The organism is Streptomyces sp. NPDC012835 (assembly GCF_042900885.1).
Taxonomy (GTDB): domain Bacteria; phylum Actinomycetota; class Actinomycetes; order Streptomycetales; family Streptomycetaceae; genus Streptomyces.
Genome location: NZ_JBIBBW010000007.1, coordinates 243,126 through 260,566, shown reverse-complemented (window position 1 = coordinate 260,566; position 17,441 = coordinate 243,126). Strand labels below are relative to the sequence as shown.

At 67.7% G+C, this 17,441-nt stretch carries 15 protein-coding genes and 3 pseudogenes; 6 read left to right on the top strand and 12 right to left on the bottom strand.

Annotated features, from left to right (window positions below):
* Positions 1 to 259 precede the first annotated feature (259 nt).
* Entirely contained in the window at positions 260 to 673 is a 414-nt protein-coding gene (locus tag ACFY6S_RS26850; protein WP_388827110.1) for a hypothetical protein, read from the top strand.
* Positions 670 to 2,832 carry a tetratricopeptide repeat protein gene (locus ACFY6S_RS26845; protein ID WP_388827113.1) on the top strand — a complete coding sequence of 721 codons (2,163 nt, stop codon included), beginning with the start codon at positions 670 to 672 and terminating at the stop codon, positions 2,830 to 2,832. The genes ACFY6S_RS26850 and ACFY6S_RS26845 overlap by 4 nt, the downstream gene beginning before the upstream one ends.
* 248 nt (positions 2,833 to 3,080) lie before the next feature.
* On the opposite strand, the pseudogene ACFY6S_RS26840 reads toward ACFY6S_RS26845, so the two are convergent.
* From ACFY6S_RS26840 to ACFY6S_RS26825, 4 genes and pseudogenes are all read right to left on the bottom strand, one after another.
* Positions 3,081 to 3,170, bottom strand: a pseudogene (locus ACFY6S_RS26840) (NADP oxidoreductase); the annotation flags it as partial.
* Positions 3,171 to 3,524: 354 nt separating this feature from the next.
* A pseudogene (locus ACFY6S_RS26835) lies at positions 3,525 to 3,722 on the bottom strand (transposase); the annotation flags it as partial.
* A gap of 788 nt (positions 3,723 to 4,510) precedes the next feature.
* Positions 4,511 to 5,173 carry a hypothetical protein gene (locus ACFY6S_RS26830; RefSeq protein WP_356826232.1) on the bottom strand — a complete coding sequence of 221 codons (663 nt, stop codon included), beginning with the start codon at positions 5,171 to 5,173 and terminating at the stop codon, positions 4,511 to 4,513.
* Complete coding sequence (locus ACFY6S_RS26825) at positions 5,170 to 5,646, bottom strand: hypothetical protein (RefSeq protein ID WP_356826230.1); 477 nt, start codon at positions 5,644 to 5,646, stop codon at positions 5,170 to 5,172. Before ACFY6S_RS26825 ends, ACFY6S_RS26830 begins: the two co-directional genes overlap by 4 nt.
* A gap of 255 nt (positions 5,647 to 5,901) precedes the next feature.
* On the opposite strand from ACFY6S_RS26825, the gene ACFY6S_RS26820 reads away from it, so the two are divergent.
* A complete protein-coding gene (locus ACFY6S_RS26820) occupies positions 5,902 to 7,560 on the top strand; it encodes a PQQ-binding-like beta-propeller repeat protein (RefSeq protein ID WP_388827118.1) in 1,659 nt (552 codons plus the stop codon).
* 638 nt (positions 7,561 to 8,198) lie between these two features.
* Here the strand turns inward: ACFY6S_RS26820 and ACFY6S_RS26815 are convergent.
* The 6 genes from ACFY6S_RS26815 to ACFY6S_RS26790 form a co-directional block, all read right to left on the bottom strand.
* Positions 8,199 to 9,059: an abortive infection family protein gene (locus ACFY6S_RS26815; RefSeq protein WP_388827121.1), complete on the bottom strand. Its 861-nt coding sequence runs from the start codon at positions 9,057 to 9,059 to the stop codon at positions 8,199 to 8,201.
* 97 nt (positions 9,060 to 9,156) lie between these two features.
* Positions 9,157 to 9,960 carry an aminoglycoside phosphotransferase gene (locus ACFY6S_RS26810; protein ID WP_388827735.1) on the bottom strand — a complete coding sequence of 268 codons (804 nt, stop codon included), beginning with the start codon at positions 9,958 to 9,960 and terminating at the stop codon, positions 9,157 to 9,159.
* Between the two features lie 120 nt (positions 9,961 to 10,080).
* Complete coding sequence (locus ACFY6S_RS26805) at positions 10,081 to 10,293, bottom strand: hypothetical protein (RefSeq protein WP_356826222.1); 213 nt, start codon at positions 10,291 to 10,293, stop codon at positions 10,081 to 10,083.
* Positions 10,290 to 11,393 carry a radical SAM protein gene (locus ACFY6S_RS26800; protein ID WP_388827124.1) on the bottom strand — a complete coding sequence of 368 codons (1,104 nt, stop codon included), beginning with the start codon at positions 11,391 to 11,393 and terminating at the stop codon, positions 10,290 to 10,292. Before ACFY6S_RS26800 ends, ACFY6S_RS26805 begins: the two co-directional genes overlap by 4 nt.
* A gap of 53 nt (positions 11,394 to 11,446) precedes the next feature.
* Complete coding sequence (locus ACFY6S_RS26795) at positions 11,447 to 11,899, bottom strand: ATP-binding protein (protein WP_356826218.1); 453 nt, start codon at positions 11,897 to 11,899, stop codon at positions 11,447 to 11,449.
* Between the two features lie 8 nt (positions 11,900 to 11,907).
* Positions 11,908 to 12,336, bottom strand: coding sequence for a hypothetical protein (locus ACFY6S_RS26790; protein ID WP_356826216.1), 429 nt, complete (start codon positions 12,334 to 12,336; stop codon positions 11,908 to 11,910).
* Between the two features lie 156 nt (positions 12,337 to 12,492).
* Here ACFY6S_RS26790 and ACFY6S_RS26785 point away from each other — a divergent pair.
* The 3 genes and pseudogenes from ACFY6S_RS26785 to ACFY6S_RS26775 all read left to right on the top strand — a co-directional run bounded on the left by ACFY6S_RS26785 (position 12,493) and on the right by ACFY6S_RS26775 (position 15,018).
* Positions 12,493 to 13,617: pseudogene (locus tag ACFY6S_RS26785) on the top strand (hypothetical protein).
* Positions 13,614 to 14,282, top strand: a complete 669-nt coding sequence (locus ACFY6S_RS26780) for a YdcF family protein (RefSeq protein ID WP_356826212.1) — start codon at positions 13,614 to 13,616, stop codon at positions 14,280 to 14,282. Before ACFY6S_RS26785 ends, ACFY6S_RS26780 begins: the two are co-directional and overlap by 4 nt.
* A gap of 46 nt (positions 14,283 to 14,328) precedes the next feature.
* Positions 14,329 to 15,018 (top strand): WbqC family protein, encoded by a 690-nt coding sequence (locus ACFY6S_RS26775; protein ID WP_356826891.1) that lies wholly within the window; start codon positions 14,329 to 14,331, stop codon positions 15,016 to 15,018.
* 50 nt (positions 15,019 to 15,068) lie between these two features.
* On the opposite strand, the gene ACFY6S_RS26770 is transcribed toward ACFY6S_RS26775, so the two are convergent.
* Together ACFY6S_RS26770 and mobC are read right to left on the bottom strand one after the other, a co-directional pair.
* A complete protein-coding gene (locus ACFY6S_RS26770; RefSeq protein ID WP_388827129.1) occupies positions 15,069 to 16,745 on the bottom strand; it encodes a relaxase/mobilization nuclease domain-containing protein in 1,677 nt (558 codons plus the stop codon).
* On the bottom strand, positions 16,745 to 17,398 hold the full coding sequence (gene mobC, locus ACFY6S_RS26765) for a plasmid mobilization relaxosome protein MobC (RefSeq protein ID WP_388827739.1): 654 nt from the start codon (positions 17,396 to 17,398) through the stop codon (positions 16,745 to 16,747). The genes ACFY6S_RS26770 and mobC overlap by 1 nt, the downstream gene beginning before the upstream one ends.
* Positions 17,399 to 17,441 lie beyond the last annotated feature (43 nt).

The following is a 17,441-nucleotide window of genomic DNA, read 5'->3' as shown; positions in this document are numbered from 1 at the left end:
CCGATTTTGATCAACGTTAGCACCGCGCGCGAACATCACGACAGAATTTCGCACGGACTTCGAAAAGAACAGGCCACCCGGCACATGGAGACGTCCTGCACTTCTCGCCTCTTTCCGTGCGCAGACTCCGGAACACCCCCTGGCCCCTGGTCTCTCGGAAGTGAGCCGGTAGCAGGCATGGAAAGGCGGCCCCTCGACGCCGGGGTCTCGCCTACCTAAAGTTGTTGCCGAGCCACCTGGTTCGAGAGGGGGGAGAGCCGTGGATTCAGAGATCATTTCGCTCGCTCAGGGCGGTGGAGCCACGCTGGTCGCGTTGATGGTGACCGACGCCTGGCAGGCGGCCCGTGAGGGGTTCGTGCAGCTGTGGCGACGTACGCAGCCGCAGCGGGCCGAGGCGGTCGCCGCCGAACTGGACGCGGGGCGGGCGGAAGTAATGGCAGCGGCTGCGGTTGACGACCAGGAAGTGCTCAACGAAGTGCGCGTGGAATGGCAGGGCAGACTGCGGCGGTTGCTCGTCGCGCAGCCGGCGGCGGCCGCGGAACTGCGCCGCCTGCTGGACGAGATCGCTCCACCGAGGCCGGCGGCGGACCCCGCCCCCGTGCAGCGTGCCACGGCCTCCGGACATGCCCGCGTCTATCAGGCCGGGCGGGACCAGCACATCACCGAACGATGAGCGGTGACATGGAGGGCCGGGCCGAGGACAACGGCCGCGTGTACCTGACGACAAGCGACCAGCACATCACCGAACACCATCATTACGCGGACGGCCACCGCGCCACCGTGGGCGGGCCCGACTCCGTTCGCCGGCCTACGGTGGGCCACACCCCTCTGGCCCTGCGCGACCGCAGCGAGGTGCTGGCACGCCTACGGGAAGGTCTCGCATCGGGCCGCGGATCCGAGGTGTATGTCCTGCACGGCATGGGTGGCTGCGGCAAGACCGCTGTCGCGCAGGCGGTCTTCGACATCGCCACCCTCGAGTACCGCCGAGTGGGCCTGTGGGTCAACGCCGCCGACCGGGCCGGTATCCGCGCCGGCATGCTCGCGGCCGCAGCCGACCGAGGCGCCCGTGACGGCGAACTGCTCGCCGCACACCAAGGACACCGCCCTGCGGCCGATCTCGTCTGGCACTACTTGGACGGGTCCGCCGAGCCCTGGCTTCTGGTGCTCGACAACGCCGACGACCCGGCGATCCTCCGCGACGGCAGCTGGCTCCGCGGCAGCCGACGCGGCACTGTTCTGGTCACCACCCGCCGAGCGGCGGCTCGCTGGTGGCCCGGGGCCGAGCTGCAGCACATCGGTGTGCTTCCACGTGAAGACGCGGCCCGAGTGCTCTGCGACCTCGCGCCCGACCGCGGCACGATGGCACAGGCGGCAGAGGTCGCTGACCGGCTGGGACGGCTGCCCCTGGCGCTCACTCTCGCGGGTGGTTTTCTGGCCCACCAGGTCATCGACCCCTGGACAATGGACCTCTACGGGCGACGGCTCGAAGAGGACGAAGCCGTGGAGCTCATCGACCAGGGAGCGGATATCTTGACGGAAGAGGACCCTCGGCATCTGGTGGGCCGGACCTGGCAGTTGACGCTCGATTCGTTCGAGGAGCGCGGGCTCCCACAGGCGGTGTCGCTGCTGAGGCTGCTCGCGCGGTGGGCACCCGAGCCATTACCCCTGTCCGTGCTCAATTCCCCCGATATCGCCACGGTCCTTCCCCTCGCCCGTATCGAGGGCGCGCTGACGGCACTGCTCGACCACTCGCTGACCCAACTCGTCGACCTCGAGGGCCTGCGGTGCGCGCACAGCCACGGGGTGCTTCTCGACACTGTCGCAGCGGCGACACCTCCGGCGGACCTGATCGCGCTCAACACGACCGCCGTCACGCTGCTGAGCGCGGCCGTACCGGCGCTCCCGACTGCCGGACCGCATGACCCCCGACTACGCCTGCTCGCGCCACATGTCCTCGCCCTGCTGCGCAGGACCGCCGAGCCTTCCGGCACCGCGGCCGCGCTCGGGGTCGCCACGCGCCTGGCCACGGCCCTCCACCGGACGGGGGACTACCTTTCCGCCTGGGAGACGGCGGGCGCGGCGGGTGACCTCGCGGCCAGGACGCTCGGCGATGAGCACCGGCTGGTGCTCGCCGCCCGAGCCAGGACCGGACGTTCGCTCTTCCGGCTCGGAAGGTACGAGGAGGCGGAGCCGTTGCTCCGCCGCGTCCGTTCCACCCAGCTCAGGCTGTTCGGTGCCGACGACCCCGACACTCTGGACAGTGGTCAGGGACTGCAACTCGTACTCGGCAACAACGGCAAACGCGAAGAAGCTGTCGAGCTCCTCCGATCGGTCGTGGCAGGTCGGGAGGGTGCGCTGGGTCCGTGGCATCCTGCGACCCTGCGGTCGCGGGTCAGCCTGCTGGCGATGCTCACCGCACCGCAGATCCGTGCCGAAGTCGAGTCCGACGAAACGCTCCTGTCCCTGCCGCGGACCTGTGCCCTGCACCTGGGGCCCGATCACGCGGTCACCTTGGGCGCGCGGCACAACCACGCCCGCGTCCAGTTCGTACTCGGCCACTACCAGTCGGCCGATGACGAGATCCGCCAGGTCGTCGAGGACTACCAACGGGTGCTGGGGCCCGGTTACCCCGCCGTCCTCGCGGCTCGGCAACTGCACGCCCAGACTCAAGCCTCACTCGGGCACACGGACGCCGGGGTCGCCCTGATGGCCGAGGTCGTCGCCGGACGAGAGCGCAGCCTGGGTACGGACCATCACTTCACAGCGGCAGGCCGTGACCTCCTGGAGGAGCTCGGATCAGGGCGCTGGCAACCGCCGCGACCGCCGGAGTGACGGTACGCCGACGGTCGGTCGGCTCAGGAAGCGGAAGCGATGTCTGTTCCGCGGCCGGCCTCGGGTACGTGCGCTCGCCGGCCCGGGCGATACCCATGGAGTCCCGGCACGGACGGAACCGGAGGACGTTGGTCCCGAATGTGCGGTGCGTACGGAGCCGTTCCTCGGATGCGTCGACGTGCACGTCCGAGACCCCCTGACCCCTCATGGAAAATCCCCGTGCGGCCTTCCACTTCCCGGCATCTCTGCCCGGCCGCGAATGCCGGCGGAGCGATTGCCTGCGCGTCTCCCGCGCCCGACCACAGCGCGATGAACAGTGCCGCGGTCGCTTCCAGGAGTTTCTCCGCCTTGTGGGCGTCTCGGCCTCCGATGGTCACCTCGTGCCCGGCACGCGCCCAGTACGCCGGTTCTCAATGCACCCCCACCCCGCAGCCCTCTCCTCCCACTCGCTAGACCGGCCAACGGGGAGAGCGCAGTTATCGCCGGCAGATCGGTGCGCATACGAGGGGGGAGACGGCTTCTTGGATGTCGTCGCGTACCTCCCAGCGGATGCGCAGGCAGCGCGCAACCCATGCAGGTGGGCGAACGCACGCTCCACGAGCCGGCGCCGGGTGCCCAGACCGGAGCAGCGCCCGGTACCGCGGCGAGCCATCAGCGGCCTCGGGGGCAGGGCCGCGCACCGGCGCGGTCCGCTCAGCCACGCGGTGCCGGCAGGTCATACCCGAACCGAACCCGAGTTCCTGCGGCAGACGCTCCCAGGAGATCCCGGTGCGCGGGACGAACAGGGTGCCCTGCAACAACAACCGGTCCCGATACCGCTTGCGTCCCGAGTGCCGCAGCCAACGCTCGACGGAGCGCTTTCTGCCGCGCCGGCTTTTGCCGGTTGTCAACCGGCGTACGCTCCCACCCGGTTCGTCAGGCATCCAGGACAGCCATGACCGAGGAGAACTACCGGAATCAGATCCGGCCTGCGATCCAGGCAGACCGGCACCGTCGTCATGGACCGGTTCTCGGGGCGGATCGACAGAAGCGTCAGGCGCTCACGAATCGGTCGCCACGCAGCAATGCCAGAAACTCTTACGGATTCGGGTAAGAGGTCTCTGCCCTGGTATTTCAGGCCGTCGGGGGGCGGGAATTGAACCCACGACCTCTTCGTCCCGAAGGAGGGTCGAGCAAGATCACTACCGGGCCTGGAGGGAATCCCCCCTGGTCGGAGGCTTGGGGTGGGGTGGTCTTGGTTGGCCTCGCTAGGTCCGTGGGAGAAGATCATCTCCCAGATTTCTCCCACGCTGGGCGGCGGTGGTGTCTGGACCGTGGTCGTGCGTCACGTTGCGTCAGCAAGTTTGCGCATGTGCGGCGGTACACGAGGTGCTGGAGCAGTGGATGCCCTCCGGCGAAGTGGGCCCGTCGCCGACTTGCGTCCAGCAGTGATCGTGAGGCTGGCCGGGGAGGGGGCGGAGCATGACCGAGCAGGAGGGGCTGGACGAAGTCGCGGAATGTCGGAGCGGGTGCTGGATCTGGCGCGGATCTGCTCTACGGAGTGGGAGGGGGAGAAGGCGCCTACGGGGGAATCAGCTGGGGTAGAGGAGTAGCGATGAGCTCTGTGGCCAGGCGGGATCCAAGAGTCTGAGCGCCGTGGCAGGTCCAGTACCTCGCCACGGCGCTACGCGGTCGATCCTCAGATCTGGCGGGCCTTCCACTTGCGGATCGCTTGATCGAGGTGTGCGCGCAACCGTGCTGCCGCTGGCGCGCCGGGCAGGAGCTGCTCGTACGCCTCGCTCCTACGGTGAGCTATGAGTGCCGCGAGGTTGGTGGAACTTCGTGACGGATACACCAGCGAGCAGTTGTCCTGCCCTAGTTCCTGGGCCAGGCCGAGGAAGCTGCGACCGACGCCCAGCCCCGGTGACGTGGCGTAATGCTTGGCCTCGATCGTGGCGACGAGCTTGTGGCTCCTGGGGTGCACCCCGGCCAGCCGACTACGTTCAGCCTCTCGCTGCTCAATGATCGCTACGTCGCACTCGTGCGCGACCTTTGATCGGCCGGCGACGTACACGCCCAGATGAATCTCGAGCCGCTTTTGGGTGCCGGGGAGGCTGATCAGGCCGTATGTAAAGGCGCCGGACCAGAGGTTGCCCGGCGACCTCCGGAAACGGAGCGCGGAGGCCGGGTTCGAGCCGTCCTGCGTGAGGAGTGTGGTTCCTCCCGCATCCTTCACGGCGTCAAGGCATAGCACCATCAGAGACGCCTCGTAAAGATCAGACTCGTCGGCGCTGTTGCGGTAGACCGGCTCCAAAGCACCGATCGCTTTCTCGATGGCCTGCACGAGGTTGGCTTTGCTCACTGAAGGGCCTCCGAGTACGTATCCTGGCCGTCCGCAAGCAGCTCGCGTACCGTCTGGAGTGCGGCCCACGCCTGCGCGGTCTCAGCCTGCAGATCAAGCTGAGACGGGACCTCCAGCTCTGGATCTCCAAATTCGATTCCCGAGCCCATTCCTCGTTCCCTGACGGTGTCCAGCACGGACTTTCGCGTGGCATACATCGTCTCGGCCAGAGTCAGCACGGCTTCGCGGACAAGTTGGAGACGTTCCTCACCCGTGTACGGGATAACAGCGATGTCGCCCTGCCCGAGGGCCGGCAGCTTGGTCGCAGCAAGACGGCTTGCCCGCTCGTAGTACTGCCCCTCCTCCTGAAGGTGGTCCTGCGCCGAGACAACGCGGCCATGCCGGACCTCCTCGTCCAGCTGATCTGCCAGGCCCGGGATCTCTTCCCTCAGCCGCGTCATGAGTGATTCGTATTGGTTGTGGCCGATGGCCATGCCTCCCCCTTAATCGCCAGTTTGGCGAGGACTTTACCCATCCCGGCTGACAAGGAACGCGGCGGCAGCTGGGTGGGCGGTTGCTTCCCGAGGCCAGGGGGCGGTGTGGCCTGGTTTGGTGGTGGGCCACGGGGCTCGGGGTTGGCGCCCGCGGGGGTCCGCTCCCTCACATGGCGCTACAGTCGTTTGCCGTTCCACTGCGTAGGGAGATTCGTGGCTACTGTCCCACCCACACGCCGGATCGAGCTTGCTGGGGTGAATGCCCTGCGGACGCTGCTGGAAGATCTCGATCATGTCGTGCACACAGTCGACGGCGGCGCCGACATGGGCGAGGACCTGATCGTTGACTTCACCCGCGGCCGGAAGCGGACCGGCCGCATGATCGCGGTGCAGGTGAAGACCGCTGGCGGACGGTCGAGTAAATACCGGCGGGCCAGCGGCTACGCGATTCCTGTGGGAAGCCACGCAGGCGACTGGTCCACTCGTCCGATCCCTGTTATCGGGGTCGTCTACGACATGGAGGCCGGACGGCTGTTCTGGGTGAATCTGACGAAGGTTCTGAGGGCAGCTCCTAAGCCGCCTCGCTATGTGAAGGTTCCCTTCGACGCTGAACTGTCAAAAGAGACGGTGGAGCAGTTCGTCGCTGAGATCGATGCCTATGCCCGCGTGATGGGTACTCCCGACGAGGAACGCACGCCGGCCGATAGCGATGGGCCGACGGTGAAGCCATCGAGGGCGCGGCGAGTGCGCCTGACGACCAGTTGGAAGAACCCCTCGTTCACAGACCAGGCACACCATCCCGTCTGGACTCAGGGGTCATTCATCATTTGGGACCACTACCGGCTGACGCTGATCGACGGTCGGACGGGCAAGAGGCAGATGGGCGGGATCAGGACTCTCTTGCCGCATGTGCCCACAGCTGGAGACCAGGCTCTCTTCCTCCCTGCCGTACCTGATCGCTTGAAGGCGCTGAACCTGCCGACTCTCAGACTTCGCTGGGAAGTCCGGCTGCGTGTCGACCCGGCGACGATGGCCTTCGTTGAGGGTGTGCTGTATGCGCCTGGTCAAGATGGGGGGCTCTTTGCCCTCGACCCCCGGAGCGGGGCCCAGCGCGGGCCGACCCTTCTCCCGGGGCAGCCGATTCTCACCCAAGCACGCATTGCAGCGTGCAGCCTGATCGTCCTTGCAGGGCCTCCCGCTGGTCAAGGCAGCGGTACTCAGCAATCGAAGGGCTGTGCCCTGGCCCTGGACCCGAGCGACGGAGAGCAGCGCTGGGTCTACGAACCGCGGGGCTTGCTTTTGCCGCACTGGGCGGCTTCAGACCAGATGCTCTACCTCTTGGAGGAGGTCGAATCGGTCCAGTACTTGGTGGCCGTCCATCCCACAAGTGGCGAAGAGTCCAGACGATGGAAACTGGCCCACGGCGCAGCCTTTCCGCCTGTCGCATCGAGTTCAGCGGGTCACGTGCTGGATCGTTCTGGCATTCTTCAGACGTACGGTTCCTTACCTCGTCGGCGCCATTGGAGCTATAGAACCAGGCAACGCACGCCCCTCGCTCCGGTTGTCGCAAGGGACCTTGTGCTCGTGGTAAGCGCGCCGCACGTGCTCACGGCCCTTGACGCAGCAACTGGTACCGAACGGTGGTGCTTCGAGGAACGCGGAGATTTCACGACGGCCCCCATCGTGGTTGAGGACATCGTGTACGTGGCCCACCGTGGTGGGCGACTTATTGCGCTCGATTTGGGCACGGGCGTTAGGCTCGGTTCGACCCCATGCCACCTGTGGGAAGAGGGGGAACGGGGACAGCCTACGGTCGTGCAGGGCAAGTTGGTTTTTTCCGGTCGCTACGGCGGAGTGCACTCTGTCGATTTGGGACTGAGTGACGACGGGAAGATTCATAGGGATCATGTGTGACTTGTGCAGAGGCAGCATTGCGAGGGCGTCGCCGTCTACCAGTGGCGGCTTTCGCGCGCTGTCACGCGTGGAGGAATTGTTCGTTCCACCGCAGGCTGATCGGCAGCCGCGTCGACGCATACTAAATGGCCGCCCGGGACCGCTCCGGCCCTATTGGGAGTCGCCCCACTGCGGGGTGAGCCATTGCAAGACCGCCGTGCAACGTGCGCGATTCCTAGTGACTTGCAGGGGGGGTATCCGAGGTCGGACATATTGGCGACTCCGTGATCTCCCTTGGCCTAGCAGTAGCGCCATGCACTGGGAAGATCGGACTTCGAGATAATGACGGCGTAGGTGAGGGAGTCTGCCCAGGTGGCGACTGCGACGGAGTATCCGCGAGGATCAGCGAGAAGTACTCCGAACGCGACGGCCCTTCCCCTAGTCCCAGAGCCGGGACAGATCGTAAAGGTCCGGGGATCCACTTGGGCCGTGTCCGACATCCAGCACCAGGGCCTTCTCCGCAGCCCCGCCGACGAGGGTGTGCCCGGCCTGCAGGCTTCCTGTCCACGGAGGGCATCGGCACCTCGCCTGCAAGTTGCATTGCGGAAGCAAGTTCGCAGGGTCCGGCAAGCGAGGCGGCACCTATAAGGGCGAGGCGGCTAGGCCCTGGCCTTGCGCCACGGCGCGGTGGGGTCCGACAGGGTGTCGAGGATCAGCTCGCACCAGGTGACGGCAGCGTTGACCGTGAGTCGGGCGTGGCGCACTCCAAGCCCGGACGGTGCGCTCGCCTGGCCGTGACCGCTGCCGAAACCCTGGTTGCGTAGTTCGGCGACTCCGACGGCGATGTTCACCGAGCCCGAAAGGATCTTCTTCACGGCCTTGCTGCCGTCTGGTCCGTCAGGCGCCGAGCCGGCATCAAGCCTCAGCGCCTTCTGGACAGTGCTGATCAGAGCGGGAAGTGCGGCGTTCTTGTCGACCTTGACGCCGAGTTCGTTGAGAGCCGTCTTCGCGGTTGCCTCGATGAGCTGCTTGGCTGCGCCAATGGCACCGTGGGGATCTGTGGTTTGGTCTCTGCGGATACGCTCCAGCTCGATCGTGATGCCTGAGGCGTCGCTCAGGCCGCTCAGATCACGGACCAGCACCGGCGGGTTGGACCAAGAGATCCTGCCTTCCTGATCGAGAGCGAAGCCGTCCCGTTCCAGGCGCACCCTGATGTCGTCCAACCACTTTGGTGTGCCCTGATCGCCCGGGTCGCGGTACGCGCGAATGAAGTCCTCGAAGACCAGGAGCGCACGCCGCACCTGGTTCGAGTCTGACCAGTCGACACCTTCCGCGTAGAGCATGAACTCGGTTCGACGCTGGCCCGAGTCCTGATACTTCAGCTCGTCTGGGGGGATGGGAGCGAACCCGTGGTCCTCCCACAGCTCGGCCACGATGCGGATGGTCAGGTCCGTGGCCAGAGAACGAAAGGCGTTGCGGGTCGCGGGGCTCACCAGATCCCGCCGTGCGGTGACGGTCATAGTCTGAAGATAGAAGCAGGCGCCGGCGCCCGTCTCGGTCTTTTCGCAGTGGGACGTCTATCGCTGACGAACGTCGACCCCTCTACTGTTGCTGGGCCTATGCCTCTCTGAGGAGTACGAGCCTGAACGCAGCGGCCCGCTTGGCCATCCCCTGCTTCCAGGGCGTTGGGTCCTCCTCGGCGATCTCCCGCCACAGCGCCGCAGATGCGGAACCGAATGCCGTCAGCACCTCCGGATCGGTGTTCCGCCACGACGGGAAGCGGCCTGCGAACACGATCGCGTCCTCCGCCGGGTGGCCGGCGTCCATCAGCCTCAGCGACAAGGCGCCTGGATCGATCCACGCCGCACCGCGCGTTGGCCACGCCCAGTCGATGAGGCGGGCACGCCCGTCGGCGATCAGGACGTTGTGCGGTGCGAAGTCGGTGTGCAGCAGGGTGTTGCCGCTGAAGTGCTGGAGCGTTCCGGGCGGAGCGTAGTCCGCCCAGCGGTCCACCGCGTCCTTGATCTCGATGTCGGCCGGAGCAGTGAGCCGTTGCAGTTCGGTGAGCGCGGCTTCTACGAGCACCAAGTCAGCTGAGCCGGGCCTGTAGTCGGCGTGGCGACCGCTCAGGACCTCGTATCCGAGAAGGCTCCATCCACCGACTTCCAGGTGCCAGTACAGGCGGGGACAGGACGTGGGCAGATGGGGGGCGATCTCCGCCTCGCGGCGCTGTGCTGCGACCTGCGGATGATCACTCGCGATGCCCTTCACGAAAACGCTGCCGCTCTCAGTCTCCAGGACGGAGGCGACAGCGGAGTTCATGCCGCCGGTCATGGTCACCGCCTGATGCACGGCGCCGGTCTTGTCGGTGACAGCTTGGCGGACGTCGGCAGGAAGCTGATCGAAGGGAATGCGAGACATGGACACGCGCGGTTCCTCATGGGGCTCGGAGACAAGGGAGTGCCGCCCCAGCCAGGGTATGACCGGGGCGGCACTCAGAGGGTGCGTACGCGAGCGGTGCGGCGCCCGCCTGCGGTGTATCTAGTACGGCTGGTCGTCTCCGGCCGAGCAGCTGCACTCGGCGCCTTCGGCGGCCTCGTCCAGGTCGGCGATGATCTGGACCTCGTCGTCGCGGATGGCTGCGGCCGGCAGTGGCACGGGCAGGGCGCCGGTTGCACCATCGGTGGGGCGCCGTCCGATGGTGAGCAGCACCGGTTCGCGCGGCGGGGTGAGGGTTGTGGTGGGTGGAGTCATGATCCGTAGCCTCCGTGTTGGCAGTAGAGCTCTCGTCGGTCCCCCGCCTCCTGGTAGAGCTTGGCCAGCGGCCGGCAGGTACGGCAGGTGCCGACCTTCGTGCAGCCGGAGCATCCACCGATGCGGAGCTGTAGGGATTCGGCGATGGCGCCGAGCCGGGTGAGGGCGGCGACGCCCTCGGTCACGAGGTTCACGCTCGGGTCGCGGCCGACCTTGCAGACGGACGCGATGCCGTGCGGGTTGACGTGGAAGAACGTCCGGCCGGCATTGCAGCCGGTGAAGACGCTCCGGGCCTTGATGTGGCCCTCGGCCTGCGTCGCCAGCGGGTTCGCCTCGCCGTCGATCGTCGGCGACATGTTCGTGAAGACCTGGTGCGGGAAGCCGTAGCGCTCACACAGAGCCACCATCGCGTCGACCTCATGGGCGTTGTCGTCCGACACGATCACGTTCAGCCGGACCGGCAGCCGGTCCTGGTGGGCGGCGTCCAGACCCTGGATGAACCGGCCGAACGCGCCGCGGTTGCGAGTGACCTTGTCGTACGTGTCCGCGGTCGCGCCGTAGACGCTGAGCGTGAGCCGGTAGGGGCGATGGCGTGCGAACAGCCCGCGGATCGGCGGCTTGCGCAGGGACGAGCCGTTCGAGGAGACCTGCACCATCATCCCGAGCTGGTGGGCGTACTCGTATGCCGCGCCGAACTCGCGGTCGATCAGTGCCTCACCGCCCGTGATCTGCAGCCAGAGCACGCCCGCGTCGCGCATCGTCCGCAGGAGCTGCTGCTTGCCCGCCCAGTCCAGGCCCTCGAAACGCTTCTCGCCGAGGTAGCAGAACTCGCAGTCGTAGTCACAGCCGAGGTTGATCTCCCAGGATGCCTTCGCGTACCCGTACGGCGAACGCTCGCGAACAAGGACGAAATCGCCGACCCGCCCGTCAGGCAGCTCGATGCCCCGCGCCTGCCGCGCGGCATCAACAAGCCAGGCCGGCAGAGGGTCTCCGACGTGACTCGCGGCGCGCAGCTCCTCGTAGCGGATCCCAGGAATGTGCACACCGACCGCTCGGCCTGGCTGAAGAAGGAGGTGCTGGGCGAGGAATGGGCTGGCCACGAGACGCGTGCTTGACGCGGCAGACGCCGCCCGATCCGGTGTGCCGGTTATGGTCATCGGACCTCCAGAGGGCGGTCGTCGCGATTTGGGACGGGAGGGCCGATCGACTGTGCGGCGTCGCCTGCGGTCTTGAAGCAGGACCAGATGACCTTCCCGAGCGGCGTACGGTCTCTCACTCCCCACTCGTCCGACAGCGCGGCCACCAACGTCAGGCCCCTCCCGGAGATGTCTGTGGCGGCCGGCTCGCGTACGACGGGCTGCTGGCGACGGCTGTCGTGCACTTCCAGGCGTACGCAGTTGTCGTCGATGTCGAGCCGGACGAGGAAGCCGTGCCCGCGGGCGGTGCCGTGGAGGACGGCGTTCGTGGCGAGTTCGGAGACGCACAGGCGGATGTCCTCGGTGCGGCTCGTCAGGCCCCAGCCGTCCAGCGCTCTGGTGGCGAACTCCCGTGCTTTGCGTACGGACTGGTGTCGGGCCTCGAAGAACTGCTGAAGCGACTCGGGCATGGAGTGCCTCATGACTCCGTGCTCAGGAGGAGAAGTGGTGCGGGGAAGCGGCGGTGGGCGGTCTGGTGACGAGACACGTGGACGTGCCCGATGCGGGGACGGCGGGCCAGCAGCAGGCGGGCGCCGGTGGCCTCGATACGGCGCGTGCGGTCGGCGGCGAGGTGCTTCCGACCCAGGTGGGACAAGGCGGGGGCGATGACGCCGTAGACGTCGGGAAGGGCCAGCGCGTCCAGCAGACCGGTGAAGGCGGTGGAAGTCGGGCCGGTCGTCGCGCACCTGTCCTTGAAAACGCCGGAGAGCTGCAGTTCATGGATCCGGCAGTACTCCGTCAGTGACGCCCGTAATGCCGTTTGACGAGCTACGGAGACCCCGACCAGGCGCAGGAAGCCGTAGACGACGGGCCCGTTGACCGGGCGGTGCTCGGTAAGGAGTTCCATGTTGGTGACCGTCCAAAGGGACTCGACGAAAGAGTGACCTCTTCAGCGTCGTCGTGTCCGAACGTGCAGGGAATCAGCGGCTGTCCTACTTGCGTTCCACTTCCGCCCCACCACCTGGACGCTTCTGCTTCCATGGCTGCTGGAAGGGAGCGACGCGTGGCGACCGTGCACCACTGGACCGGCCTGGAGGCCAGAGCGTTGCGGCTCGCCCTCCGCCTGAGCGTGCGGGCTTTCGCCGAGCGCCTTGGTCTCGCCGTCGCGACCATCTCCAAGTGGGAAGAGCTCCGGTCCGCGACCGAGCCCCGCCCCGACACCCAGGCCATTCTCGACACCGCGCTCGGCCTGGCCGATGCCTCCGTGCACCTGCGCTTCGAAACGCTCCTGTCGGAAATGGCCGGCCCCGGGCAGTTGGCAGCCGGGCGCCGGGTGACGGCTGCCGGGCCCAGAGCCTGGGAGTACGAGTCGTGGACCGACGACCTGGACCGTGCCGTCGTCGCCTTGTCCCGGCAGAACTTCACCTTCGCCGACAGCCTGCTGGGCCGATGGCTCAACCGTTTCACGGCCGCCGAACTCGACGACAAGGGCCTGTACCTCTACGCCCGCTCCACCGCGTTACTCGGAGACCTCAAGCGCGATCAGGGCGCCGTGCTCGGACCACTGTCCGCCCGCCACTCCTACGCGGGCGCGCGCTCGATCTTCACCCAGCTCGACATCCCCCGCCGCGTCGCCCAGCTCGATCTGTCCCTCGCGGTCGTCGCGGAGATGTCCAGTGACCTGGAGGCGTCGGCCCGTACGTACGAGACGCTCGCCGTCGACGACCGGCTCTCTCGCCGTGACCGGGCCAGAGCCCGCCTGTGGGTGGGCACCGCACTCAGCAAGGACGGCAACCACGACTAGGCAACCCGCGTAATGCAGGCCGCGACCCGTGAATTCGAAGACCTCACCGAACCCGACGACTGGTCGGTGGCCCATCAGAAGCTCGCACTGGCCCGCCGGGGCGTCGGCGACCTCACCCAGGCCCTGCACTTCATCGACATCGCCCGAAGCAGCGGGAGCACCGACTCACCGATGCAACGCGTACGACTGGACACCGCTCACGGCCACATCCTGCTCTCCGACGCGGCGACCCGCGATGATGGGCTACGCGTTCTCGGTCAGGCCGCTCGGACGGCCGCGCAGTACGGCCTCGTGCACCAAATGCGCAGTATCGAGAGCGTCAAGGCCAGCAGTGAGGGGCCGCCCGGGGCCTCGCCGACGGTGATCAGGGAGACGAACGCGTGAGTGACAACCAGCAGGCCATCACCGAAGACCAGTGGCACCAGGCCAAGGCGATCTGGGACTACCACCAGATGCACCACCAGGCCCACCCCGTGGACGTGGCGATCGGCCTGGGCAGCCACGACCTGGGAGTGGCCACGCGCGCCGCCGAGCTGTACCACGCGGGTCTCTTCCCCACGCTGGTCTTCACCGGCGGCAACAGCCCGACCACCGCCAAGGTCTTCCCACGCGGCGAAGCGGTCCACTTCCGCGAGCACGCCATCGATCTTGACGTCCCCGCCTCCGCGATTCTGCTGGAGCCCCACGCCGCGAACACCGGGCAGAACATCACCCTCGCCCGCGAGGTCCTGGCCGACGCCGGCATTACCCCGGAGAAGGTGCTGCTGGTCTCCAAGCCCTACATGGAACGGCGGTCGTACGCCACCGCCCGCAAGCTGTGGCCCGAGGCCGAGATGGTGTGCGCCTCGGAAACCCTGGAGTTCGACGACTACCTCAAGTCCATCGGCGACGAGAAGCTCGTGGTGGACATGCTCGTCGGCGATCTCCAGCGGGTGATCGAGTATCCGAAGCTCGGGTTCGCCATCGAGCAGGAGGTCCCGGAGGACGTGCATGCTGCGTACGAATCCCTCATCCACGCTGGCTTCACCAGCCGCCTCATCGCTTCCTGAACTCTCCTCCCCGGGCAGCCTGTGCGCCATCCACCAGCCCAACTTCATGCCCCGGCTGACCACGCTGGCCAAGCTGTTCGCGGCGGACCACTGGATCGTCCTGGACGACGTGCAGTTAGCCCGCCGCGACTACCAGCATCGCGCCCGCATCGCCACACTCGACGGCCTTGGCCCGAACCGGTGGCTGACCATCCCCACTCACCGCCCCTCCGGGCGCGCCACCCTCATCAGAGACACCCTGATCGCCGACCCTGCCGCGGCCCGACGCAGAGCCTCATCGATCCTGCGCCAGCAGTACGGGACCAGTCCTCACTGGCCCGCACTTGACCGTGCCCTTCAGCCGGTCTGGAATGCGTTCGACACAGGAAGGGTCGCGCCGGTCGCCACGGCCTCGACTCGCGTCCTGCTCGAACTGCTCGGCTGGCGGGGACAGATCTTCACCAGCAGCGCCCTGCCCGCACGCACGGGTCGGTCCGAGCGGCTGGCCGACCTGGCCGACGCCACCGGCGCACGCGCGTACCTGTGCGGCACCGGCGGCATGACCTACCTGGACCACGCCCCCTTCACCGAGCTGGGCGTAGCCGTCGTCCCGTTTCTCTCCCCGGCCACTGGCCTGTGGGCCTCGGGGCGACAGGTCAGTGCTCTGCGGGCGCTGGCCTTCCGCGGCCCCGACGCTGTGGGAGCTCGGTTCCGGGCTCTCGCGTTCGCCCACGATGCGCTGGGGTGCGCGGCCTGACACCCGCTTCGGGTACGGAAGCGGGTGTGACCAACACGAAGCGGGTGGGATCAACGTCGACGTGCCTGTGGAGACTGCGGCTGGGAGGCCGGCGCAACCGTTGTCGGTCGGACCGGCGCGACCGGCCACCGTGCCGCACTCCGCATCCGTGCCACATGTGCACGCTCACTCGGAACCGGCCTGGCGCTGAGTCGCTCGACGCGCCAGGTCAGCACCCGTGCGGGGCTTCGGACGTCGTCGAGGGCCTGCTGGAGCAGTTGCTTCGGATCGTGTCCCGCCTTCTCGGCGGTCGCGAGCACGGCTGTGAGTGCGTCGAAGGATGGGTCTTTGACCACCTGCTTGGCACGGTCCGGCATGGTCTGGTGGATGAGGAGGATGTGGCGCTGCACCACTTGCTGGGGTGGCCGGCGCTGGGCGAGTGCGGTCAGCGGTGCTACGGCTGTGTGCTCGTAGGCGGCTTGCAGGTGGATGAGGGTCTGGTGGGCTGCCGCCACCTGCTGGTCGTGGTGGCGGAGCTGGTGCCAGCGGGCGGCAGCGATGACGGCGAGGATCGCGGCGTCGAGGAACATCGCCAACAGGGCGCCGTCCTTGGGGGCGGGTTCGCGGATCATGGCGCGCACGGCGCCGCGTAGGGCGCGGGCGTGCTGGTGCTCGGCTTGGACGTGGGAGCGGGTGGCGCGTTCGAATGCCTCGGCTGCCTGCCTCAGCTGGGGGCGAATGGTCTGGGGTGCGCGGAGGGGCAAGGCGTCGAGGGCTTCGCCGAAGGCGGCCAGGTGGGCCTGGGCTGCTGCGTCCTCAGCGTGTTCGAGGCGGTGGGGGATGCGTTCCGCGGCGGCAGTGGCCTGGTGCCACGGGTTGGTTGTGCGGGTGCTCTTCTGTGGTTCGGTGGCGTCGAGGCGCTTTCGGATCTTGGGGAGGGACAGGTCCGGGGCGAGTTGGGATCCGGAGTACCAGATCGGTTCCTGCCGGGCGTTGGTGTCGCCTTCGAGGGCAACGGTGTAGCCGCGTACGTCGCCGGACGGGAACTGCTTGACGTCGACCAGGATGTGGTCGGTGTGCTGGAGCAGGCTGATGAACTCCTCTGTGCTGGTTGCGGCGGCCATGACGGTGCGGACCGTGGTGCGCAACCGCTCCCGGACGGTGCGGGTCTGGCCGGCGCGCTTGGCCTTCTCCTGCTCGGCGCGGGTGGGCCGTTTGGCTGCGGTGCGGTCGCCGCGCACGACCTGGAAGAGGTCGTATTCCGTCGCGATGGTGGCGAGTTCGCGGTCGGCGGTGAGGTAGTCGTTCCAGTGGCGTGCGGTGCGCAGGTCGGCCCGTACCTTGGTGGCCGCGATGTGGATATGGTCCGGAGCGTGGCGGACGGCGACCCAGCGGCAGCCGTCCGAATCACCGTCGGGGGCGATGCCGGTGGCGGCGACCACACGGCGCGCGATGTCGGCCCACTCCTCGTCGCTGAGGATGCGGTCGGTCTCGGCGGCGCGGACCGAGCAGTGCCACACGTGCCTCTCGGGGGCGCGGCCGAGCCTGTCGGCCTGTTTGACGTGCAGGTCGAGGTCCGCGACCAGGCGCCGCCTCGTGGCGTTCGCGTCGGTGGCGCGGCCGGGGTCGGGGGCGAAGCTCTCCCAGGCGGCGACCAGGCGCGGGTCGGTGTGGCCCTTCTTGCGGGTGTCGAAGAGGTAGTGGAGGAGGCCGGCCGTACTCTGGCCGTTCTTGATCTTCGCGATCATCAGGCTGCCTTGTGGCGGACTGCCTGGTTGGCAGCCTGCGCGATCTGCTCGACGGCAGTGCCGATGGCGGCCCAGGTCTGTGCGGCCTGGGTGAGCAAGGCGGTGTCCACAGGTTGTGGGTGGCCGCCGCCGTTGAGCTTCTTGGCGATCTGATTGATGTTGTTGCCGGCCTGGCCTGCCTCGCGGCGCAGGGCGTTGATCTCGTCTATGTAGTCGTCGAGTTGGGTGCGCTGGCCTGGCACGGTGAGGTCTCCGTGGACGTGGGCGAGGGTGACGACGGCGACGTAGTGGGCGCCGCTGATGTTCAGCGACCTGGCCTTGGCGAGGATGGCGACCTTCTCATCAGCGCTGTAGCGGGCATCGACCCGCTTCTTGCGCTGGCCGTTCGGGTCGGGCTTGCGACGGCGGGCGACGCGCCGCAGGGCGGCTTCTTCGGCTGCACGCGGCAGCGGCACAGCAGCGACGGTCGCGACGTCGGCGGGCTGTTCCTCTTCGGGCACCCCCTGGTGTCCGCCTCCCTCCGCCACCCTCGGGGCGGAGGCTTCCCCGTAGGACCGGCCCTTGGACGGTCCAACGGGATACCTTGCTCCGCTGTTCAGGTGGGTGGTCATCTCCTGCTGGGGGGTGGTGAGTTCGTGTTGCGGGTCGTGCATCGGCTGGTTCTCCGTCGGGTCCTTGGGCGAGTGTTCGCTGTGT

What these genes read in the sequence shown, in the direction of transcription:
- ACFY6S_RS26845 (WP_388827113.1), top strand. Translation starts at nt 670, where the DNA reads ATGAGCGGTGACATGGAGGGCCGGGCCGAGGACAACGGCCGCGTGTAC.
- ACFY6S_RS26825 (WP_356826230.1), bottom strand. Translation starts at nt 5,646, where the DNA reads ATGGCCATCGGCCACAACCAATACGAATCACTCATGACGCGGCTGAGG.
- ACFY6S_RS26815 (WP_388827121.1), bottom strand. Translation starts at nt 9,059, where the DNA reads ATGACCGTCACCGCACGGCGGGATCTGGTGAGCCCCGCGACCCGCAAC.
- ACFY6S_RS26810 (WP_388827735.1), bottom strand. Translation starts at nt 9,960, where the DNA reads ATGTCTCGCATTCCCTTCGATCAGCTTCCTGCCGACGTCCGCCAAGCT.
- ACFY6S_RS26805 (WP_356826222.1), bottom strand. Translation starts at nt 10,293, where the DNA reads ATGACTCCACCCACCACAACCCTCACCCCGCCGCGCGAACCGGTGCTG.
- ACFY6S_RS26795 (WP_356826218.1), bottom strand. Translation starts at nt 11,899, where the DNA reads ATGCCCGAGTCGCTTCAGCAGTTCTTCGAGGCCCGACACCAGTCCGTA.
- ACFY6S_RS26790 (WP_356826216.1), bottom strand. Translation starts at nt 12,336, where the DNA reads ATGGAACTCCTTACCGAGCACCGCCCGGTCAACGGGCCCGTCGTCTAC.
- ACFY6S_RS26775 (WP_356826891.1), top strand. Translation starts at nt 14,329, where the DNA reads ATGCCCCGGCTGACCACGCTGGCCAAGCTGTTCGCGGCGGACCACTGG.
- ACFY6S_RS26770 (WP_388827129.1), bottom strand. Translation starts at nt 16,745, where the DNA reads ATGATCGCGAAGATCAAGAACGGCCAGAGTACGGCCGGCCTCCTCCAC.
- mobC (WP_388827739.1), bottom strand. Translation starts at nt 17,398, where the DNA reads ATGCACGACCCGCAACACGAACTCACCACCCCCCAGCAGGAGATGACC.